The organism is Cloacibacillus evryensis DSM 19522 (assembly GCF_000585335.1).
Lineage (GTDB): Bacteria > Synergistota > Synergistia > Synergistales > Synergistaceae > Cloacibacillus > Cloacibacillus evryensis.
In genome coordinates this window covers 1,293,283-1,312,302 of record NZ_KK073872.1, presented here as the reverse complement: position 1 = coordinate 1,312,302, position 19,020 = coordinate 1,293,283, and the positions used below count along the sequence as shown (strand labels likewise).

The following is a 19,020-nucleotide window of genomic DNA, read 5'->3' as shown; positions in this document are numbered from 1 at the left end:
ACCGGCTCCCATCTGTCTATAGGCATTATTTAGCAGGCGGATATAATGCAGTCATACACAAAAGATTTCAAATGTAAATAATATCAAAACAGGAGGTAATATCAATGAAAGCAGCAATCAAGTGCGGAAAGCTTTTCAGCGCGCGCGACGGCAATGCGGAAAAGAATAAAGTCGTCCGCGTCGAAGGCAGCAAGATCACAGAAGTGATAAGCGCAGAGGATTACAAGCCGCTTCCGGGCGAAGAACTGATCGACCTGTCCGACAAGTTTGTAATGCCGGGGCTGATCGACGGCCATGTCCATATCGCGTTCGGCGGAGGGCTTTCCATCAGCGAAGTCAACGAACCGGAGGCGCTGGTCTGCGTCAAGGCCGTTAGAAATGTGCAGGACGACCTTATGGGCGGATTCACCACCGTCCGCGACCTCGGCTTCACTTCAGTCCGCGGCAGCCAGTGCATCCGCGACGCGGTCAACAAAGGAATAACATGGGGCCCGCGCATCTTTACAAGCGGAATGTATATCACGCAGACCGGCGGGCATATGTCGACAAGTTATCCCCAGGATTCTTTCGGGCAGCAGAACTTCAAACCGGTCAATTCGGCCGACGGGCCTTACGAAGTGCGGACGGCCTGCAGAACGATGCTCAAGTTCGGCGTCGATTTCCTCAAGATCATGGTCACCGGCGGCGTCTACAGCAACAGCGGAGATATCGGCGGGCAGAATATGGACTATGACGAGATAAAAGCGGCCGTCGACGTGGCAAAGATGCACAACGTCGTCATCTCCTGCCATGCGCACGGCACCTCCGGCATTAAAGACGCAGCCCGCGCGGGCATCTCTTCGATCGAACACTGCACGCTGGCCGACGACGAATGCATCGACTACATGCTTGAAAACAACGTATGCGCGGTGCCAACGCTGCTTACGTTCCGCGGCGTTATGACGCACGGCAAAGAGCGCGGAGTGGGCGACGCCACGGTTGCGAAGGCGGCGTTTCTCTCGCCTCAGCATGCCAAGAATATCAAGAAAATATATGAGCGCGGAGTCCGCTGCCTTTTCGGCACAGATACCGGCACGCCGCTGATGGTCCACGGGAAACAGCACGGCGAGTTCAAATGCATGACGGAGGCAGGCATCTCGCCCGAAGATACTCTGCTCGGCGCAACTCGGTACTGCGCGGAGTTTATGAAATGGGACGACCGCCTCGGCACCATTGAACCGGGAAAGCTTGCCGATATCACAGCGATCAACGGAGATCCGTTAAAAGATATGGGCGATCTGAGCACAGAAAATATCAGCTTTGTCATGAAAGACGGAGAGATATACAAGCAGAACGGCATTCCGTGCAGAGGATAAGGAAGGAAGCGTGTTAAAATGACTAAAAGACTCCAGATAGACTATATAAAAGTCCGCGATGTAAAATTCGGAGAAAAAACTTCGCTTGATAAGGGCGTCCTTACAGTAAACAAGGAAGACCTGCTCAAAGAGGCCGCAAGCGATCTTTTCGGTTCGCTTGACATACAGTTGGTGCGCCCCGGTGAAAACTGCCGCATCCTCGGGCTCCATGACGTCATGCAGCCGCGCTGCAGAGCCGATCACCCAGAGGAATCATATCCCGGTATTTGGGGAAAGCTTGCCCCGGCGGGCGAAGGGCGCACAGTGGCGCTTAAAGGCGTCGTGGTCTCAGACATTTATTACGCTAAGTGCAACGTTAAATATTATATGGATATGGGCGGCCCATGCGCCAAATACAGCAATTTCTCGCGTCATTTCCACGTATGCATAGACGCGACGCCGGGAGAAGGCGTTTCAGACGCAAGTTATGCCGAAGCTCTTAAACGGGCGTCGCTGTCGGTCAACGTTTTTCTTGCGAAGCTGACAATAGGCCTTGAGCCCGACGAAACGGAAGTATTCGAGCGCAAGCCTGTCCCCGCGGAGAAGAAACTGCCGAAGGTCGCCTATCTCGTTACCCACATGGCCTCCCACGATACGTGGAATTTCCTCTACTACGGCCAGAGCGCGCTGAATTTCCTCCCCATCGTCGTCCAGCCTACGGAGATACTGGACGGCGCGATGATATGGCGTTACTGGGAACCGAATTATTTCCTTCAGAACGAAGTTTATATCAAAGAGCTGATGAAGCGCCACGGCAAGGACCTGGAGTTTGTCGGCGTCGTCTTTGACAATAACGTTATGAAGATCGACGGAAAAGACACTATGAGCATGATTTCAGCAACGCTTTGCAAAGATACGCTCGGAGCCGACTGCGTAATGCTGAATAAATCAGGGATGGGCCACTGCCAGCTTGACTCGGCTCTCGCCTTCAACTGGTGCCAGAAATTAGGCATGACCGCGGCGCTGAACTTGTCTGCGGTCAGCAATTATGAGCCGGGCGACATGCTCGTCATCGCGGACCCGAAAGTTGACGCGGTTATCAACAGCGGCAGGAACTGGGACCTCGATCATCCTAAAGTCGATCGGCTCGTCGGCGAAAAGGCCAACGTCCCGTGCCTGCTGGGACTGGACCCGCGGGGGCCGTTCAAGCATACGACGAACTTCTGCTACCAGGGCATCTGGTCGCAGCTCGGAGACTGCTATGTTACGACGGACAGCGATATACCGAGGGAGGGAACTAACAATGACTAAGAAAAAGGTAGTTCATTACATTAACCAGTTCTATGCCGGAATGGGCGGCGAAGATACGGCAAGCGTCGGCCTTTCGGTAAAAGAGGGCGCGGCCGGTCCCGGAGCGGCGCTGGCAAAAGCGCTGGGACCGGATTACGAGATCGTAAAGACTATCGTCTGCGGCGACAATACGATAGCGGAGCATCCCGAGGAGATAATCCCGCAAATAATAGATATCGTGCGCGGCGCCGGGGCCGACCTGTTTGTAGCGGGCCCAGGGTTCAACGCGGGGCGTTACGGGCTCGGCTGCGGCTCAACGACGGCCGCCGTTACGGAAGAGCTGAGGATACCGGCGGTAACTGCGCTCTTTGCGGAGAACCCGGGAACCGACCTGTTTAAGAATCGGTGCTATATCCTGCAGAGCGACAACAACGCAAGAAACCTGGTAAAAGTCATCGGCGAGATCGCAGCCTTTGCGAAGCGCCTCATCGCAGGCGACGCGATCCGCGATGGAAAAGCGGAGCGCTATCATGGAAGCGGCCCCGCGGTGATAATAGACTATACGATCCCCGCAGCGCAGAGAGGCATTGATATGCTTCTGGCAAAACATGAGGGCAAAGCCTACCACACCGAAGTCATTATGCCAAACCATGAAGAGATACCGATCCCCGTCCTCAAAAAGCCTCTTTCGGAATGCAGGATAGGGCTTGTGACGGACGGAGGGCTTGTGCCGCTGGGCAATCCGGACAATCAGGTGCCGACAAACTCAAGAGCCTACAAACGCTATTCGATCAAGGACATGGATGCGCTGAACGCTAAAGACTGGGAAGTCAGCCATCAGGGGTACAACAACGCCTTCGTGCTTCAGGATCCAAACAGACTCGTCCCCGTAGACGCGCTGCGCAAGCTGGCGGATGAGGGGATCATCGGCAGCGTCGACGATGTCATCTACTCAACGGCAGGCGTCATGACGCCTATGGAAAAATGCAAGGAATTCGGCGAAGGCATCGCCAAGGAGCTGATCGCCGACCGCTGCGACGCCGCGATCGAAACCTCCACCTGAGGAACGAGCAGTCGTGGCGGGTCCATGATCACAAAAGAGATACAGCGCGCAGGAATCCCCATCATCCAAGTGACAAATCTTACAAAGATCGCGGAGGGCATCGGCTCGAACAGGATACTCCGCGGAAACAGCGTCCTGCATGTTTTCGGAGATCCGACGCTGCCTCTGCCCAGTGAAAAGGCATACAGAGAAAAGCGCGTAGAGATGGCGCTCCATATGCTCGAAGAGACGCCCGCGGAAGGGGAACGCGCAATAATCAAAGAGTAGCCTTCCGAAAGCGCGGTAATAAGATAATACGCCGCCCGCCGCAGCTTATGCGGCGGACGGCACAACAGGAAAAGAATACTGAGAGGGGAAGGGAAAATGCCGAAAACTGATATTACAAAGACTGCTCTCGGCGTATGTCTGAAAGAGCTCATGAAGAAGAAAAGGCTCGGACAGATAACAGTGAAAGACATAACCTCTCAGTGCGGAGTGAGCAGGAACGTTTTTTACTACCATTTCCGCGATAAATATGACCTGGTACACTGGATATTCTATTCTGAGACGCTGCCGGTCATAAATACGTTCTCAGACCCTGAAAGATATCTGGACGGGTTTGTTAATCTCTGCAAGTACATGCTTCAGAACCGCGATTTTTATATGGAAGTCTTTAATTATGTCGGGCAGAATTCGCTTTCGGATTCGCTCGTGGAATCTTATTTCGAACTTATGAAGATACATATCCTTACCGTATATACTCAAGTCGGATACAAGCTTGCCGAAGACGAACTCTATATACTGGGCCGCCTTGAAGCCTACGCATATGTCGGCGTGATCATGGAATGGGTGCGCGGGGGGATGCAGGCAAATTATATGATCTATTTTGAAAAGCTCAAAAAGATAAAGGCGAACCTTGCATTCCCGCTCGAGGCTGCCTGAACGGTTGAATACAGTTAGCGGAGAGGTTCTTCGCCAAAGGTCAAAATAATAGAAAAGCAGTAAGCCGGACGGCGCAGCGCCGGCGGACAAAGATTGTGAGGTAAAAGCATGCCTAAACGATATCCCGATATTATATGGACTCCGCGTTGCCGTGACAGTCGGCTTCCAAAGCCCGCCGTGACCGGCGCGGAGATAGATTACAATACTCCGGCGGCCGTCAGAGGTATCGATATGCTGCTGGCAAAATATCACGGCCGGGGATTCAAGAGCGAAGTTTGTATCGCGCCGCCGCAGTCAATACCGGTAGCAAAGCTTTCAAAAGCGCTGAAAGAGGCGAAGATCGCACTCGTTACGGACGGCGGGCTTGTTCCGGCAGGTAATCCCGACTGCCAGCCCCCAGTCGCCGCCGACAAGTTCCGTCTCTACCGGTTCAAAGGGAAAAAGCGCCTGTCGCCCGAAGATTACGAAGTGAGCCACCAGGGGTATTACAATAAATTCGTACTTGAGGACCCCAACAGGCTCGTTCCCCTTGACGCCGCGCGAACAGCCGAAGCCGGCGGAAGGATAGGCGCGCTGCTGGAGGCGTTCTATTCGACCGCCGGAGTAATGCAGTCTGTCGAAAAAAGCCGGGAAATGGGGCAGGGCATCGCGTGTTCACTCAGGCATAACGGAGTCGACGGGGTCATACTTACTTCAACCTGCGGCACTAGCACAAGATGCGGCGCCTATATGGCGTGCGAGATCGAAATTGCCGGTATCCCAGTGGTGCATGTAACAAACCTGACGCAGATATCGGAAGGTGTCGGATGCAGCCGGATACTAAAGGGCAGCAATATAAGCCATGTATTCGGGAATCCCGACATCCCGCCGGAGCAGGAGGCAGAATGGCGCAAAAGGCTATTTGACAGGGCGCTCGCGCTTCTTGAAGAAGTGCCCGACGAAGACGCCTGCCTTATCGTCAATTGAAGAAAGAATGCTGAAGATGGAAAGCGCCGCAGTCAACGAAAAAAGTTTGGAAGCTTACAGACTGACGCACATAGACGGCCTGGATTTCATCGGCAATGCCGAAAACGCGGAACAGGCCGGAGTAGCTGAAATGCTGAAGGGCCTTCCTGAGCCCTTTAAAGAAGACTACTCTGCGCATATCCTTGCGGAACTTACCGAAAGAAACGACTTTGAGACACTCCGCGAGACCTTCATGAATTTCTGCGAATCGCCTTTTAACTGTTCAAAGACGGCGGGAAAAATGCACCTTCACCGCAACAGCCTTCAGTACCGGCTCAAAAAGATAAGGGTGCTGACGGGGCACGATCCCAGGAATATAAAAGAGGCGTTTGAGCTTTGGGCTGCCTTTCTGATGACAGACGGCGAAGAGCATGTATTAAGGACGCGGGAAGAATAAGCTCTATTTTAAACGCTGCCCTCCCGCCTGTTTATGTTTATTGCTTGCGTCAAGATTTATGCCGCGTTTTATTTTGAGCCCGTATATGGCGGAGATTTGCCGACGCCAGCATCAGCGCCGGCTCTGAATCAGGGAAGCCTCCGGCCGCTCTCTTAACGGCTTTCGCCCCCGTTCCTTTTGGACGCCAGGAAATCTTCCGCCTCTTCAAGGCTGGAAAAACCTCTTTGACGCAGGCTGTTGCCTATCACCAGTTCGGGATAATTCACGCCGCCCGTTTCCAGGTCTTTAAGATGTGCGTCAAGCAGCTCCAGCGTCCTTTGCGAGTAGGTCCACAGTTCGCCAGTCTGGTAGGTCTCGATCGAGGTCATGCGGTCTTCGCGCTCGTCTTTCGTCCGCAGCGGACGGGCCTGTCCGGCGATGAGCGGATAGCGCCCGGCAAAGGCGGCGTTCTGGACCGCAAGCCGGTCGATGATCTTCCGGCTGATAACTTTTTTCTCATCCGGCACCGCCGGCAGGCGTTCCGATAATTCACGGTTTTCCTGCGGGGCGGCGATACACATCATGTAGCCATATTTCTCGGTCAGCGGGTTGCGCCCCTCGGCCCGTGCCGTCAAGAGGTCGTCCAGCCAGCTTTCGAGCACGGGAACCGTCCATGCCATAAACTGACTGCGGCGCATGACGCGGAAGGTCTCCCAGTCATCCTGGCATGACGCCCGTCCGCCCTCGTTCCGCACGAGGCCGAAAAACATCCATTCGAGTTCGATTATCTTGTCGATCAGTTTATCCATCTCTTATCCCACCATAATTCCCATGTTCCTTAACGCGGCGCTCTTTATACACAGCGTCACCTCTTCGGCGTGCGCGACCAGAAACGTGTCCCGCGCCGACGAAAGCCCCTCTTTTTTCAGGAACTCGCTCACACGGGAACAGATCGTTTCTATCAGCGCCTCGCGGTCGGTCTCCGGCAAAAACAGCGCGTCCAGCTCAGTAACGACATCAGAAAGCAGAGGCAGGCGGCGCGCGCTGCGAAAGGCCCATTTATAATAGGGCATATAGCTCCGGTTCAGCAGGTGTACCGCGGAAAGAGCGGCCCTGGCAAACTCGCTTAAAGCCAGCGCCGCGGCCGCGGCGTCGTGCCGCTTCATTATCCGTCCGTAATTATACTGTCCCGCCTGCGCCATCGTGAACAGCCTGGCGGCCAGCTTCTTCAGGCGCACATCCTCGGGATAGCATGGGAGCAGTCCCGATCTTATGCGGCTGAATTCCCCCAGGCCGTCGCGAAAGATCTCTCCGCTGACAGCGGCTGCCAGCAGGTGTTCAGGGATACGCAGCCAAGCGGCGTCTCCCTCCGGAATGTCCCTGCTGCCGGTGTAGCGTCTGTAAAAATCTCCTATCCTCATTACGCCGACCCTGTCGGCGCCCTGCGGCGTCGTGTTGCGGACACAGCCGCCGAACTGCCGCGGCAATTCGGAATACAGCCGGCGCAGCTCTCCCCCGAAGGCTTCGTCGTCTTCGTCCGTCAGCCAGAGGCAGAAGCCGGGGCCAAAATCATGGTCCCGCGAAAGCTCGTCGTCGAACCCCAGGCAGTCGGACCCCGCCCCCGCGAGGCCCGCGGCGAAGCGTCTGCCGTTTTCGCCAAAAGTCCGCTCGATCAGCGGCGCGCCGCACTGTAGGTAAAATTGGCGGCATAATTCCAATCCCGGCATTTCTATTTTTCCTCACCCCCGTTATTTGTTGACGGATTCGGCCAGCCGGCGGTAACGCGCCGCCTCGGGATCAAGGCCCGCGGCGGCGCAGGCTTTCGCGCAGTTCCGGCAGGCCGCGGCGTAGTTCGGGCTGCGGCCGAAGCGCCTCTCGATATTGCTGGCGAGCTCCCGGTATGCTTCGGCGGACTCGGCATAGCGCCCCAGCAAATATTCCAACTGCCCACGGCAGGAGAGCGTACTGTCGCAGTGGGGATCGTCCCCCGGGAGAGCTCGAAAGATCGCTTCCGCGCGTTCAAGGCGTACGCGCGCCTCATCAAGCCTTTTTTCCGCGAGCAGGCAGAACGCCATATTCGTATTGCAGGTCGCGATCTCCGACTCCACATCTGTCATCTTTTCCAGCAGAGACAGCGACTTCGCGAAATGATCCGCCGCCCCCTTTACATCGTTCGACTTCAGCATGGCCTGCGCCATGTTGTTGTAAAGGCTTGCGAAACGATAGTCCGAGGCGGGGAGCAGTTCGCGGTAGACGGCCTCCGCGCGCCGATAGAGCGACAGCGCCTCCGTCAGCTCTCGAAAGGCGGATTTCGCGGTGGCATAATTCAATAATACTGTGGCGTAATCAACGCTGTTTTCAAGGCCGTTACCGGAGAGCAGGGCAAGGGCCCTCTCCGCCGCGGCGTAACTTTTTTCCTTCCGGCCGCGGACACGCCAGAATCCCGTCAACTCGTTGCAACATGATATTGCCGCCGGGCCGTCTCCCGCGCCCTCTCTCTCCGCCGCCGTCTCCTCCAGATACCGTCCGGCGTCGTCCGCGCGGCCCAAGGACAGCAGCTCTTCAAACCGCCGCAGGACATCCCGTATTTCCATAATATTACGCGCCGCCCGCACCGGAAATATTATTCCAGGACCTGCGTTCCGCCGCCGGATACGATCAATGTTTGGCCGGAGACCCAGGAGGACATCGGGGAGGCGAAGAACAGCACCGCCGAGGCGATATCTTCCGGGACGCCAAGCCTTTTGAGCGGCGTTGAGGAGAGCATCTTTTCTTCCATCTCATCGGTGAGCACGGTGGCAAGCGCGTCGGTCTTTATAGCGCCGGGCGCGACGGCGTTCACCCTGACGGGGGCTACGTCTATCGCCATCTGGCGTGTCAGCGCGTTGACGGCGGCCTTAGAGGCGCTGTAGACGGACATGTTGACACTGCTCATAACGCTTGCCATTGAGCTGATGTTCACGATGGAGCCATATCCCGAGCTTTTCATGTAGGGAAGGCAAAAACGCGAAAATCTGAATATGCTGTAGACGTTGAGGCTGAATATTTTATCTATATATTCGCCCGTGAGCCCATCGAAGCGTTCCCTGCCGCCGCCCCCGCCGCCGGTGTTGTTGACAAGTATGTTTATCGTGCCAAAGTCTTTTGCCGCCTCTTCAACGGCGGCCATGCTATCCGATTCGGACAGGACGTCGCAGCGGTAAGCCTTTGCCGGCACTCCGCAAGAGGCGGAGATATCAACCGCCGAACGCGAGGCTGCGTCGTAATTTATATCAAGCAGCGCTACGGAGGCTCCGGCCTCCGCCAATATCTTTGCCGAGGCCTTCCCTATCCCGGCCGCCGCTCCGGTGACTAGAGCCGTTTTTCCGCTTAGGTCGATAATTTTTCCGGTCCCCATCATCTTTCCCCTCTCCTGTCCCTATTTTCCGGCGGCAATCTATAAACGCCTCCGGCTCCCGCATGTAAAACTATAGCACGGACGGACGCCGGACAAAAGCATAAAACCTCCGGCAGGATATAAAAAAAGACCGGGATCATCACCCGGTCCTTCTTTTTATATATCTCTTGGGAGATTTGCGCTAGTTCTTCTTATCTTCCGAGGCGGCCGGCTCCGTCTGGTCGGCAGAGGCCGCTTCCGGCTTCTTCTCCTCGGGGAAGATCGAGGCGTCGAGTATCTTCACGTTGGCGCGGGAGAGCAGCTCTCCGTAGAATTTCTGCTGGGCCTCCTGCATCTTCTGGTTCTTTATCGTCGCGGCGACGTCCCCGCTTACCTCATTGAAGGGGAGGACGCGCTCCACCGCTTTGCTGCGCTTGACGGCGATGTAGCTGTAGTTCTCTCCGGCGCTCTCGACGGGAGTTACCTTATCCATCGGGTAATCTTTAAGAACGGCAAGCTCCTTCTGCTGCATCATCTGTTCGGTCATCAGCATGGGTTTGTCATAGGAGGTGGCCATCTCGATATCTTTCTTGTACTTGTCCATCTCGGCGTCCCATTTCGCGCCTCCGGCGATCGCCTTCCGCGCCGCCTCGGCTGCCGCCTTATCCTTGAAGGTCGCGATATTGACCATCACGCCGGCCGGCTGCTTGTAGAGGAAGTTTTTCGCGGTGTCATAGAAAGCGCGTACCTCTTTATCGTCCACTTTTACGTCGTTTTCAAGCGATTCCATGAGCTTCTGCATCTGAAGCTGTTTCTTTATGTCTTCCTTTACCTGCTTCTCGGTGATCCCGCTGCGCTTTAAAAACTCCATGAACTCCTCGCGCGTGGGATAGCTGTCCATCGCCTTTGCGTAGGCCGCGTTTATTTCGTCGCCCGATACGTCTATTTTTCTGTTGGCGATCTCCTTTTCCAACTCCGACTGGATAACAAGCCCGTCAAGAGCGGCCCGTCTGATCTGGGGGGAATCCGCGGAGGTGACGCTGCTGCCGTACTGCTCGGAGATGCGCGCCGCGCCGCGCTCAAGATCTGAACGCATGATGTTCTTTCCGTTGGCCTCGGCCACCGGATAGTCTCGTATGCCGTCTCCTGCGCCGCCCTTATTTCCGCGTACATACAACCCATATCCCGCGAAGCATGAAGCCACAAAGAAGAGTATTACTATTATCATTATTATTTTGGTGTAGTTGCGCATAGCTCTCAGCAAGGGAAATCTTCCTCCTCAAAAATCGTACACTCTATTTATAACCTAGTTATGATACGACAGCGGCTTGATACTGTCAAAGAACTGCGGCAAAATTACCAAGTTCCGCGCTCTTTTCCTCAATATATTTCACGCATTTGGCGCCGCAGACCTCGATATCCTCCTCTATCTGACCGACAAGCGCGTCCGCGCCGGAAAATTTCTTCTCTCCGCGGATGCGCCCGATGATGAAAAGTGCGAGAAGTTTGTCGTAAAGCCCATCCCGGAAGCCTATCACGTGCGCCTCGCAGCGAGGAGCCCTCTCCGCGCCAAATGTCGGGTTGCTGCCGATGTTGAGCGCGACGCCGCGCCACTCCCCCTCAATATATGAAACAGCCGCGTAAACGCCGTGCGGCGGGTATATCTTGCCGTCCTTGACCGATATATTCGCGGTGCGATAGCCCAGCCTCCGGCCGCGCGCCTCTCCCCTGACCACCGTCCCGCTGATGATGAAGGGATAGCCGAGGAGCGTCGATGCCAGCTCCATATCTCCCCCCATAACGGCCTTTCTCGTTTCGGTGCTGCTGACGACGCGGCCGTCGACACGGTAAGAGGGAATGACGTCGAGCGACCACCCTCGCTCTCCGGCAAGCCCGGCAAGCACTTCGAAATCTCCGGAACGGCCTTTGCCGAAACGGAAATTCTCGCCTATGACTAACCCTTCGACGCTGTACCTGTCAGCGATGTAGTCCGCAAATTCTCTCGGTCCCAGCGCCGCGAATTCATGAGTGAAATGTATCTTTTCCATGCGCGGTATGCCAAGGTAGCGGGCGATCAGGTCTCTTTCGGGGGGAGTGAAGAGCAGTTTGAACTTGTCCCGGTTTAAAAGCATTCGCGGATGGCCTTCGAAGGTGATGACGCCCCAGTCGGTCCCCCTATGCTCCGCTTCCTTCCTTGCCCTTTCAAGAAGCCGTCGATGGCCTAAATGGAAACCGTCAAAGGCTCCAAGCGCGTATATCATTCGGCGCCGCCTCCCCGGATTATGATGTTGACCTCCGGCGCGAGCTCAAAGGTCCCGCGGCAGGGCGATGGCGAGCAGAGGGAAAATATCTTTTCCGAGGCGACTATAAGCTTGCCCGAAAATGATACTCCCTGCGCGGCGGGACGGCGTCCCAGCCCTTTAAGCATGATCCTCTGCCCGTTGCGAAGCCTTTCATACGAGCCCTCGTCCGCCTCATAGCCGGGAAACAGCCCGCATAACCCGCTCATCGGGATCATCTCCGCCTCGATCTCTCCGCGCGGCATCGCAAACAGCTCCTCCGCGCCCCTCGCCCTATCGACGGAGAACGGACCGCTGGATATTCTCGTAAGACGGCTTACGTGAGCCAGCGAACCGAGCCGTTCGCCAAGGTCCCGGGCGAAGCTGCGGATATAGGTCCCTTTGCGGCAATCCACGCGTAACGTGACGCGCCCGTTCCCGTCAAGCGAAGAGAGGCGCGATATCTTCACAAAACAGACCGGCTTCGCCTCCGGGATGACGGCCCGTCCGTCGCGCGCCAGGGCGTGCGCCCTCTCGCCGTCGATATGGACGGCGGAGACAGCCGGAGGGGACTGCATGCGCCAGCCCATGAAACCGCAGAGTTCCGTGTCGATAAGTTCGTCGGTTATATGCTTCCAGGGCGCGCGCGCCGTGACCTCGCCTTCGGCGTCGTCCGTAGAGGTGGCGGCGCCGAAGGTGACCTCGGCCTCGTACCGCTTGGGCAGCTCCATGACGAAGTTGGAGAGGCGCGTGGCCTGTCCGGCAAGCACCAGCAAAAGGCCGGAGGCCGTAGAATCAAGAGTGCCCCCGTGCCCGGTCTTTACACTTCGGCCGAGGATGCCGCGTATCTTCTGCACACAGTAGGTACTTCTGAGTCCCGCCGGTTTATTGAGCGGAAGGATTCCCGAAAGCGACATACTTCTCAGCCTCTTTTTTCACCGACGCAAGCGTTCCATCGAGGTCGCCGGGTATTTTTGCGCCGGCAGCGTTCACGTGGCCGCCGCCGCCAAACACCGCGGCAAGTTCGCGGGCGCTGTAGGGAGCGCGGCTCCTCACACTAAGTTTGCAGCCGCCGTTTTTCTCCGCGAGGAAAAGCGCGATCTTCACGCCCTTGACGCGCATCAGCATGTTGACCAGGCCGTCGAGGGCGCTCGAGTCCGCGTCCGCCCCGTCGATCTCGTGACCGCGGAGCCAGAACAGGGCGCACCTTCCTCCGGCGAAGAGCTCCGCGCGGGACAGCGCGAGTCCCCAGAGGCGCAATATCTTATCCGTCATGTTTTCGTTGATGCGGTCGTCTATCTCCGCCGGTTTGGCTCCCGACTTGAGCAGGATCTGGGCGCACCGATGGCTCTCGATCGACGTCGAGTTATAGCGGAAGTTGCCGTTGTCGGTCACCAGCGCCGTGTAAAGCGCCGAGGCCTCTCTCTCGGAGATACCTTTCCCATACGCCTCAAGCAGCGCCGTGATCACCTCGGCGGTAGCCGAGGCCTCCGGCACGATGAGATTCGTCTTCGCGAATCTCGTGTTGTCGCCGTGATGGTCTATATTGACGGAGTCCGCGCAGGCGGATAGCAGTTCCGGCATGTTCGCGAGGGCGCGCTTCTCCGTGCTGATGTCGACCGATATCAGCAGCGCCTCTTTCACCTCGTCGGGAGCGAGCCTCTTCGTCACGAGCAGCTCATCCGCAAACGGGAAGAACGAGAACACTTCCGGCAGCGTATCTTTCGAAACGATAGAGACCCGTTTGCCCTCTCTTTTGCCGAAGGAATAAAGGGCAAAGGCGCATCCAAGCGTGTCTCCGTCCGGGTTTTCGTGACAGAGGATCACCCACGAACCATATTTTTTAAGTTTTTCGAGCACCTCGTCGAAGAGGGCGTTCACACCCGTCACTGCCGCGCGTCCCTTTCGGCTTTCTGCCGGGCGTCAAGCTCCGCGACTCTGTCAAGCAGTTCGTCCATCGCCCGCGCTTTGTTTTCCGAATCGTCGTAGCAGAAATGAAGTTCCGGTATCGTGCGCAGGTGCATCTCCTTGCCAAGCATCGAACGGAGCGGGCCGGCCGCCGAATCAAGCACGGCCTGGACCTTTTCGCGGCCATCCTGATCTATAAGGGTGTAAAAGACCTTCGCGTAGCTCAGGTCGCGCGATACGGAGACCCTGGTGAGCACGGCCTCCGCCGCCTCCGCCCTTTTTATCCGCGTCTGCAGCATCTCGGATATGAGACGCAGAAATTCTTTATTTATCCTGTCAATTCGATAGGTCGCCATAATTGAACACCTCCAGCGAAAATCCGCTTATCTCGAATTCTCCCTCTTCTTCCCTCTGATACAGATACTTTTCCAAGTTGCCCATTCTCTCATCCAGCTCCGCGGAAGAGGAGCCGGCCGCCGCGAATCCAAGCTCGGCGGCGTTATGGCATCCGTCCGGCCCCAAATCGGAGACTGAGATGGCAAAACGGCTGCGCACCCCGTCTGTGAGAGAGCGCACCACATGTCTGCGGTCTTTGAGGCTCCCCGCGAACGGGAGCCTCAGCGAAAGCCGGGCCGCGGCTATCCAAAAGGACATATCGTCTTCACTCCAATTACAGCATGACTCCGGCGGTTCTAAAACGTATATCGCGCCGGCCGCCGCCGGTATATCCCGGTCATAAACCGTAAGGGTCATGGCGGAGCCCGTGCCGGTCAGGCATACGCGGCGACCGGCCGTGCCGAACTAATCCAGAGTCTTTTTCTCTTTTAGTATCTCGTAAGCCTCTATAACGTCGCCGACCTTGAAGTCCTGGAACTTCTCAAAACTTAGCCCGCACTCGTTGCCGGCTTTGATCTCGCGCACGTCGTCCTTGAAGTGCTTGAGGCTTGAGAGTTCTCCGTTCCAGAAGACTACGCCGTCGCGGATGAGGCGCACCTTGGCGCTTCTGCGGAGAAGCCCCTCGGTAACGCGGCAGCCCGCGATACTGCCGATCTTCGGCACACGGAATATCTCGCGTATTTCCGCCGTGCCGAGCGTATGTTCGCGCAGTTCGGGCGCGAGCATACCTTCCATAGCCGCCTTGACATCGTCCAGCATATCGTAAATTACCTGGTAAAGGCGGATCTGGACTCCCTCGTTTTCGGCGATCTTCTTCGCGTTGCTGTCGGGGCGGACGTTAAAGCCGATCACGATGGCGTTGGAGGCCGAGGCAAGCATGACGTCGGATTCGGAGATGCGGCCGACGCCCTCATGCACGATATTGACCGAGACAGCATCGGTGCTCATCTTCATCAGCGAAGAGTGGAAGGCTTCCAGCGAGCCCTGCACGTCCGTCTTGAGGACTATGCGGAGCTGCGGTATCTCTTCCGTCTGCATTTTTTCGTACAGCTCTTCGAGCGTCAGACGCTTGGTTTTGCTCTGGTCCGTCTCACGGCGCTCAAACTCGCTCTGCGAGATGAGGTCGCGCGCCTCCCGCTCCGAAGAGAGCGTGGTGAACTTCTCTCCCGGCTGCGGCACGTTCTCAAGGCCGAGTATCTCGACCGGCATACTGGGGCCGGCTGAATTCACGTTGTTCCCCTTGTCGTCTATCATCGCGCGTATCTTGCCCCACGCCGTACCGGTGTGGATGATGTCGCCGCGATGGAGAGTGCCCTCCTGGACGATGACCGTCGCCACAGGGCCCTTGCCTTTGTCAAGGTTAGCCTCGATGACGGTGCCGGTCGGCGCGGCCTTGGGATCGGCCTTGAGCTCCTGCATCTCGGCGACGATAAGCAGCATCTCAAGAAGTTCGTCGACGTGGAGCCCCTGTTTGGCCGCCACATCGACCATTATCGTATCGCCGCCCCACTCTTCGGGAACGAGGCCGTAATCGGAAAGCTGCTGGCGCACCCTCTCCGGCTTCGCCTCCGGCTTGTCCATCTTGTTGACGGCGACGACGATGGGAACGCCCGCCGCCTTAGCGTGGTTGAGCGCCTCTATCGTCTGCGGTTTGATCCCGTCGTCGGCGGCCACCACTAGGATCGCGATGTCCGTCACCTGAGCGCCGCGCGCGCGCATCGAGGTAAACGCCTCGTGCCCCGGCGTGTCCAGGAATACAAGGGTGTTGCCGTTGTAGTCGACGCGGGAGGCTCCGATGTGCTGAGTGATGCCTCCGGCCTCTTTTTCGGTAACGTGCGTCTTCCTGATATTGTCGAGCAGCGTCGTCTTTCCGTGGTCGACGTGGCCCATGACGGTGATGATCGGCGGGCGCGTCTCAGCCTCGCCGCCGCCGTGTTTTTTCTTTGATTTGTCCTTGCCCTTGGCTTTTTTAACGCTCTGCTGCGGGCGGGGCGTATGCGCCGCGGGCGGGGCGGATATCTCCGCAGCCGCCGCTGGCGCCGCTTCGGGTTCCGCCTTTTCCGGCTCCTTGCCGAAAACAAAGTTCCGCTTGAAGGCTTTGCCTAAAAGCTGCAGCACCTTTTCATCGGCTTTCGTCGTCGCCGGCATCATGAGCCCCTCCATCATCAGGGCTTTGACCGCGCTGCCGGCCTTTTCACCGATCCGCGCCGCGACATCGGAGACGGAGGCCCCCTCTGCCACGATCACCGTCGGATATGTTGAGATCTCCTCTATGGCCTGCTGTGTGGCGGCCGCCTTAGCCTCTTTGAGAGACTCCCTGACCATCGGGACGAGCTCCTCGTCTATTGAACTCATATGCGATTTGATTTTGACTCCGAGCCCGGTCAGTATCTCTACCATCTCCGTATTGCTTTTTTCGAGCATCTTCGCCAGATCATATACTCTGATTTTACTCATCGGCATCACTCCTGTCTTCATTCATTAATGAAATTATTTTTTCGGCAAAGCCGCTCTCCCGGGGAAGCGCCGCGGCCTGCGCGGACCCTATCCCCAGATGTTTTCCCATAAGCGCCCTGTCCGTATTCTTCAATATAAAAATCTCCAATTCCCCGCGTTCGCCGGCCGAATGAAGCTTGCGCAGCACGTTAGCGGAACAGTCTTCCGCCGCGAACACCGCGAGCCTCTTTCCGCCGCGCAGCGCGTCGAATATATTATCCTGACCGATCAGCAAATCCCCCGCGCGCCGCGCGAGGCTGAGCATATTGAGCGCCTTTTGCTCACCCACGCCCATTTTAGCACTCCTCTTCGCCGCATTTTTCAAGGAGCACGGCGTAAAGCTCTTCCGGAGCCTCGGTCTTCAGCGCCCGGGAGAAAGATCTTTTCTTCTTCGCAGCCTCCACGCATGAGCGGCGGGCGCAGACATAGGCCCCACGGCCGTTTGCCTTCCCGGTCGGATCATAGCGTACCTCGCCGTCCGGCGCTTTTATCACGCGCAGCAGGGTACGCTTCGGGGACTCCTCCCCGCAGCCGACGCAGGTCCGCGGCCTCTGTTTCTTCAGCACCGGCTGAGAGCTCTGCTTCACCATCGAGACGCTCCTAATTCTTTCCTTCGTCGATTATCTCGGAGATATCCATGAAGAGGTCCTTCATCGTCGGCAGCTTCTCCTCTTCCTTGACCTTTATGTCTATCTTCCAGCCCGTCAGGCGCGCCGCGAGACGCACGTTCTGCCCCGCCTTGCCGATGGCAAGCGAGAGCTGGTCGGAACGGACGTAGGCGAGGACGGAACGGTCCTGATCGAGAAGCGGCTCTATCCTCACGACCTTCGCGGGAGAAAGTGCGTTCACTATATACTTGAGCGGGTCGTTGTTGAAGACTATAATATCGATCCTCTCTCCGTTGAGTTCGCTGCTTATAGACTTGATGCGGCTGCCCTGTTTTCCGACGCAGGCGCCGAGAGGCTCGACATTGACGTCGAGGCTGGCGACGGCGATCTTCGCGCGGGTACCCGCCTCACGGACGATATTGCGTATCTCGACGACGCCGTCCTGTATCTCCGGGACCTCAAGCTCGAGCAGTCGGCGCAGGAGTCCCGGGTGTGTGCGCGAAACGATGATGCGCGGTCCGCGCGTCGTCTGCCGAACATCCAGAAGATAAAACTTCATCCGGCTGCCGGGAATGTACTTCTCTCCGAGAATACGCTCCTCCTTCGGCATGATCGCCTCCGTCTTGTCGTTGAGACGGACCAGTATCTGATCGCCCTCAGCCTTGAATATCGAACCGGTGACGATATTTCCGATCTTGTCCGAGAACTGCTCGTAGACCACCTGGCGCTCGGCGTCCTTAAGCTTCTGTATGATGACCTGGCGGGCGGTCTGCGCCGCGATGCGCCCGAAATCCTCCGGCAGCACCTCGGTGCGGATAATGTCGCCGACTTCCAGCTCCTTGTACCCCCGGCGCTCCGCCTCCTCCAGAGTCATCTCCGCGTCTGGATTAGTCGGGTCCTCCACGATCTCGTAGACCTCGTAGAGCGAGAACTCCCCGTTTTCTATATCGATATAGACCTCGGTATGCTGATTGCCGCCCTTGAACTTTTTATAGGCGGAGATCATCGCGGCCTCAAGGCTCGAGATTATCGTCTCTTCCGAGAGCCCCTTTTCCTCCTCTATCTGCCTGAGAACTCTTTTGAAATCTTTTCCAAGTTGCATTTTTTCCCTTCGACTCCCTTCGTGGTAACGATTTATTTTTTCTTCTTTGGTATCTTTTTAAATGTTTTTTTCTGTCCCGTCTGCGGAACGTAAATGAGATGCGCCCGTTTTATATCATCGAGGGGAACTTGCCGTTCTCCCTCGGAGTTCCTTATTACTATCTCCTCGGCCGGCGTCACTCCCGCCAGCACGCCCTTCAGCGCGCGGCTGCCCTTCTTCAAATAGATTTGAGCCTCTTTGCCCGTAAAACGCCGGTAATCCTCGGCGACAAAGAGAGGCCGCTCAAGGCCGGGAGAACTTATCTCCAGGAAGTACCCTTCCGGCAGGTCCTCCTCTATCGTGTCAAGGTAGTCGCTGACCTCCCGCGAAACCCTTTCGCAATCCTCTATATCGATACCTCCCGGCATTTCGAGATACAGGCGCAAAATATTCATCCCATCCTCCGAGACGATTTCAAAGCCGGCGCATTCGTATCCAAGCGATTCCGCGCGTTGGTAGAGGGCATTGTGTATTTCGCTGTATTTTTCCCGATTCAAAAAAGGCACCTCCCGTAACAAAAGAAGAGTGGGCACGCCCCACTCTTCCAGTCATTTCTCCTGAATTAGCTCTTAAATTGTAACACTTTTTTGAAAAAACGCAAACATCAATAGTATTTTGCCACAGGGCAGGTGCATCGGTAAATCGGCGTTTATACGCGCCGTCTGCGTCATAACTTCGGGGTCTGCGGTCCTCGCCGTATTAATATACGGCTCCGGGCGCAGACCCCAAAGTTATTTAGCATCCGGCACGTCTAAACGCCGATTTACGCGATTGCGGGGAAAAGATAAATAGCGATTTATCAAAGATCTTTGGCTCCCTCTCCGAGG

General features: G+C 56.7%; 21 protein-coding genes. 6 read left to right on the top strand and 15 right to left on the bottom strand.

Annotated elements, in window-relative coordinates; translation table 11 throughout:
* Nucleotides 1–104: 104 nt before the first annotated feature.
* The 6 genes from CLOEV_RS05840 (at nt 105) to CLOEV_RS05810 (ending at nt 6,010) form a co-directional block, all read left to right on the top strand.
* Nucleotides 105–1,355 (top strand): metal-dependent hydrolase family protein, encoded by a 1,251-nt coding sequence (locus tag CLOEV_RS05840; RefSeq protein WP_008709769.1) that lies wholly within the window; start codon nt 105–107, stop codon nt 1,353–1,355.
* 18 nt (nt 1,356–1,373) lie between these two features.
* The gene (gene farE, locus CLOEV_RS05835) at nt 1,374–2,645 is read left to right on the top strand and encodes a fluoroacetate reductase subunit FarE (protein WP_034442490.1); all 1,272 of its coding nucleotides are present in this window, start codon (nt 1,374–1,376) and stop codon (nt 2,643–2,645) included.
* Nucleotides 2,638–3,954, top strand: coding sequence for a fluoroacetate reductase selenoprotein subunit FarB (gene farB / locus CLOEV_RS05830; protein ID WP_471696489.1), 1,317 nt, complete (start codon nt 2,638–2,640; stop codon nt 3,952–3,954). Before farE ends, farB begins: the two co-directional genes overlap by 8 nt.
* A gap of 96 nt (nt 3,955–4,050) precedes the next feature.
* Nucleotides 4,051–4,608 carry a TetR/AcrR family transcriptional regulator C-terminal domain-containing protein gene (locus CLOEV_RS05820; RefSeq protein ID WP_051484922.1) on the top strand — a complete coding sequence of 186 codons (558 nt, stop codon included), beginning with the start codon at nt 4,051–4,053 and terminating at the stop codon, nt 4,606–4,608.
* A gap of 108 nt (nt 4,609–4,716) precedes the next feature.
* On the top strand, nt 4,717–5,574 hold the full coding sequence (locus tag CLOEV_RS05815) for a glycine/betaine/sarcosine/D-proline family reductase selenoprotein B (protein ID WP_034442487.1): 858 nt from the start codon (nt 4,717–4,719) through the stop codon (nt 5,572–5,574).
* Between the two features lie 16 nt (nt 5,575–5,590).
* Nucleotides 5,591–6,010, top strand: a complete 420-nt coding sequence (locus tag CLOEV_RS05810; protein WP_169732201.1) for a PucR family transcriptional regulator — start codon at nt 5,591–5,593, stop codon at nt 6,008–6,010.
* Nucleotides 6,011–6,162: 152 nt separating this feature from the next.
* On the opposite strand, the gene CLOEV_RS05805 is transcribed toward CLOEV_RS05810, so the two are convergent.
* The 15 genes from CLOEV_RS05805 to CLOEV_RS05735 all read right to left on the bottom strand — a co-directional run bounded on the left by CLOEV_RS05805 (nt 6,163) and on the right by CLOEV_RS05735 (nt 18,690).
* Nucleotides 6,163–6,798 (bottom strand): DUF4125 family protein, encoded by a 636-nt coding sequence (locus tag CLOEV_RS05805; protein ID WP_034442480.1) that lies wholly within the window; start codon nt 6,796–6,798, stop codon nt 6,163–6,165.
* Nucleotides 6,799–6,801: 3 nt separating this feature from the next.
* Complete coding sequence (locus CLOEV_RS05800) at nt 6,802–7,716, bottom strand: DUF4037 domain-containing protein (protein WP_034442477.1); 915 nt, start codon at nt 7,714–7,716, stop codon at nt 6,802–6,804.
* Between the two features lie 21 nt (nt 7,717–7,737).
* The gene (locus CLOEV_RS05795; RefSeq protein WP_034442474.1) at nt 7,738–8,583 is read right to left on the bottom strand and encodes a tetratricopeptide repeat protein; all 846 of its coding nucleotides are present in this window, start codon (nt 8,581–8,583) and stop codon (nt 7,738–7,740) included.
* A 29-nt stretch (nt 8,584–8,612) separates the two neighbouring features.
* Nucleotides 8,613–9,389, bottom strand: a complete 777-nt coding sequence (locus tag CLOEV_RS05790; RefSeq protein ID WP_008709782.1) for a glucose 1-dehydrogenase — start codon at nt 9,387–9,389, stop codon at nt 8,613–8,615.
* 178 nt (nt 9,390–9,567) lie between these two features.
* Nucleotides 9,568–10,629, bottom strand: coding sequence for a peptidylprolyl isomerase (locus CLOEV_RS05785; RefSeq protein WP_008709783.1), 1,062 nt, complete (start codon nt 10,627–10,629; stop codon nt 9,568–9,570).
* A 73-nt stretch (nt 10,630–10,702) separates the two neighbouring features.
* Nucleotides 10,703–11,626 (bottom strand): riboflavin biosynthesis protein RibF, encoded by a 924-nt coding sequence (ribF, locus tag CLOEV_RS05780; RefSeq protein ID WP_051484921.1) that lies wholly within the window; start codon nt 11,624–11,626, stop codon nt 10,703–10,705.
* The gene (truB, locus tag CLOEV_RS05775; RefSeq protein ID WP_008709785.1) at nt 11,623–12,561 is read right to left on the bottom strand and encodes a tRNA pseudouridine(55) synthase TruB; all 939 of its coding nucleotides are present in this window, start codon (nt 12,559–12,561) and stop codon (nt 11,623–11,625) included. The genes ribF and truB overlap by 4 nt, the downstream gene beginning before the upstream one ends.
* Nucleotides 12,530–13,534 carry a DHH family phosphoesterase gene (locus CLOEV_RS05770; RefSeq protein WP_034442468.1) on the bottom strand — a complete coding sequence of 335 codons (1,005 nt, stop codon included), beginning with the start codon at nt 13,532–13,534 and terminating at the stop codon, nt 12,530–12,532. The genes truB and CLOEV_RS05770 overlap by 32 nt, the downstream gene beginning before the upstream one ends.
* Nucleotides 13,531–13,908, bottom strand: a complete 378-nt coding sequence (gene rbfA, locus CLOEV_RS05765) for a 30S ribosome-binding factor RbfA (RefSeq protein ID WP_008709788.1) — start codon at nt 13,906–13,908, stop codon at nt 13,531–13,533. The genes CLOEV_RS05770 and rbfA overlap by 4 nt, the downstream gene beginning before the upstream one ends.
* Entirely contained in the window at nt 13,889–14,206 is a 318-nt protein-coding gene (locus CLOEV_RS05760) for a DUF503 domain-containing protein (RefSeq protein WP_008709790.1), read from the bottom strand. Before CLOEV_RS05760 ends, rbfA begins: the two co-directional genes overlap by 20 nt.
* 147 nt (nt 14,207–14,353) lie before the next feature.
* Nucleotides 14,354–16,405 (bottom strand): translation initiation factor IF-2, encoded by a 2,052-nt coding sequence (infB, locus tag CLOEV_RS05755; protein ID WP_008709793.1) that lies wholly within the window; start codon nt 16,403–16,405, stop codon nt 14,354–14,356.
* Nucleotides 16,398–16,739 (bottom strand): L7Ae/L30e/S12e/Gadd45 family ribosomal protein, encoded by a 342-nt coding sequence (locus CLOEV_RS05750; RefSeq protein ID WP_008709794.1) that lies wholly within the window; start codon nt 16,737–16,739, stop codon nt 16,398–16,400. Before CLOEV_RS05750 ends, infB begins: the two co-directional genes overlap by 8 nt.
* A gap of 1 nt (nt 16,740) precedes the next feature.
* Nucleotides 16,741–17,034 carry an RNase P modulator RnpM gene (rnpM, locus tag CLOEV_RS05745; protein ID WP_008709795.1) on the bottom strand — a complete coding sequence of 98 codons (294 nt, stop codon included), beginning with the start codon at nt 17,032–17,034 and terminating at the stop codon, nt 16,741–16,743.
* Nucleotides 17,035–17,044: 10 nt separating this feature from the next.
* Nucleotides 17,045–18,154, bottom strand: coding sequence for a transcription termination factor NusA (gene nusA / locus CLOEV_RS05740; protein WP_008709796.1), 1,110 nt, complete (start codon nt 18,152–18,154; stop codon nt 17,045–17,047).
* A gap of 32 nt (nt 18,155–18,186) precedes the next feature.
* On the bottom strand, nt 18,187–18,690 hold the full coding sequence (locus CLOEV_RS05735) for a ribosome maturation factor RimP (RefSeq protein WP_008709797.1): 504 nt from the start codon (nt 18,688–18,690) through the stop codon (nt 18,187–18,189).
* Between the last annotated feature and the right edge of the window lie 330 nt (nt 18,691–19,020).